2 protein-coding genes are annotated in these 1,832 nt (G+C 81.2%); one reads left to right on the plus strand and one right to left on the minus strand.

The window, feature by feature from the left end:
• The coding region (locus tag LLG88_16370) for a hypothetical protein (protein ID MCE5248483.1) at nt 1–1,083 on the minus strand (1,083 nt) is incomplete at its 3' end.
• A gap of 217 nt (nt 1,084–1,300) precedes the next feature.
• On the opposite strand from LLG88_16370, the gene LLG88_16375 reads away from it, so the two are divergent.
• A partial coding sequence (locus tag LLG88_16375) for a hypothetical protein (GenBank protein MCE5248484.1) occupies nt 1,301–1,832 on the plus strand: 532 nt, incomplete at its 3' end.

Consider the following 1,832-nt stretch of genomic DNA (forward strand, 5'->3'; position numbering starts at 1 on the left):
GGGCGAGGCCGGCGGCGCGGCGGACGGTGCGCGAATCTCCGGCGAGGCCGGTTCGGCCGCGCGCGGCACGACGGTCGGAAACGAGCCCTCTTCGGCCGGCCGTCTCTTCTCGGGCGCGGTGCGGGGCTCGGCGTCGTTCCCCGGCGGCTCTTCGCTCGACGGTCCGCTCGGGCAGGGCATCGGCGCCGCCGCGGCTTCGGCCTCGCGGAGCGACGCCTCGGGCGCCGGCTCCTTCGGCGCGACGCCCGGCGCGTCGGCGGGAACTTCGGCGGGCGCGTCGGCGCAAGGCGCGGATGCCGCGCCGCGGACTCCGGCGGGAGCGTCGGCCGTCCCCGGCGCGCCTGCGGCCTCCTTCCTCGCCGCGGCCGGTCGGCCGTCCTCCGCCCCGGCGGCGAACCCCATCGCCTCGAACCCGGCGCCGGCCGGATCCCCCGCGGCCGGCGGGCGTCCGTCGGGCGCCGCGACCGCGACCGGGACCTTCTCCGCCGCGTCGGCCGCTTCGTCCGCGTCTTCCGCGTCGTCCGCCGCGTCGGCGCAGGCCTCGCGGAGCGCCGGCTTCGGTTCGGCGGCCGGATCGTCGGCAGGCGCCCAAGCCGCCGTCGGCGCGGCCTCGGCGGGATCGCCGAACGCCGTCTCCGAAACACCGAACGCGGCCTCGGCGGGGTTGCCTGGCGCGACGTCGGCCTCTTGGAATGCGGCCTCGGCGGGATCGCCGAACGCCGTCTCCGGAACGCCGAACGCGGCCTCGGCGGGGTCGCCTGGCGCGGCGTCGGCGGGCTCGAGCGCGGCTTCGGCCGACGCCGTCTCGCGGACTCCCGCCCGGTCCGACCGGTCCGCGGCGTGGCCCGCGCAGGCCTCGCGCGGCGCGGCCTCCGCCCGGCAGGCGGCGCCCGATCCGCGCGTCGCCGACGCGTCCCTCGCGACGGCCCCGGAACGCGGCGGCGCGGCCGATGCGGCCCCCGCGGCGGCCGATGCGGCCTTCGGGCGCGGTCCGCGCGGCGGAGCGGCCTCGGCGTCGGGCGGCGACTCGGCGCAGGCGACTTCCGGGCCGGCCGTCGCGGCGCGGTCGTCGGCCGATTCCATCTCCTCGGGCGCCGGGCGGCAGCCGAGCGGAACGCCCGCCGCGGGCGCCGAATCGCTGGCCCGCTTCGCCGAACTCGCCCGCCGGCTCGACCTTCTCGCCGCGGGCAACGGCGGCCCGCGGCGCGCGCCGCAGCCGGACGTCGCGGCGCCGCGGCCGGGGACGTCTTCGACGACCGCCCTTGGCGCCCAACCCATCTCCGGCGACGGCGGCGCGACCGTGCTCGGCGCCCAACCCATCTCCGGCAACGGCGGCACGACCGCCGCGGCGCCCGGCCTCGGGCTGCAGTCCGCTTCCGGCAACGGCGGCGCGATCGCCGCAGTGCCGGGCTTCGGCCCGCAGTCCGCTTCCGGCAACGGCGGCGCGACCGTGCTCGGCGCCCAATCCATCTCCGGCAACGGCGGCGCCATCGCCGCGGCGACCGCCCTCGACGTCCAGTCCGTCGCCGGCAACGGCGGCGTCGTCCCGGCGTCGGCCGGCGACGTCCTCCGGGCGTCCGCCGCGGCCGGACGCGACGCAGGCGCCCTCGGCGACGCCGACGCTCCGCGGACGGTTCCGCAGGGCGATTCTCGCGCCGCGCAGGCTTCGTCCGCCTCGGCGCCGACCGCGTCGGGCGCCGGCCCCTTCGCCGCCCGCGGCGCCCTCGACGCCGCGCTGGCCTTGAGCGCCGGCCGCTCCGGCGACGCCGCCGCGCGGCAGCCTCGCCTCGGCGGCGCGTCCGGCGCGTCCGGCGCGAACGCGCGCGCCGTCG

This window comes from bacterium (assembly GCA_021372775.1).
Lineage (GTDB): Bacteria > Acidobacteriota > Polarisedimenticolia > J045 > J045 > JAJFTU01.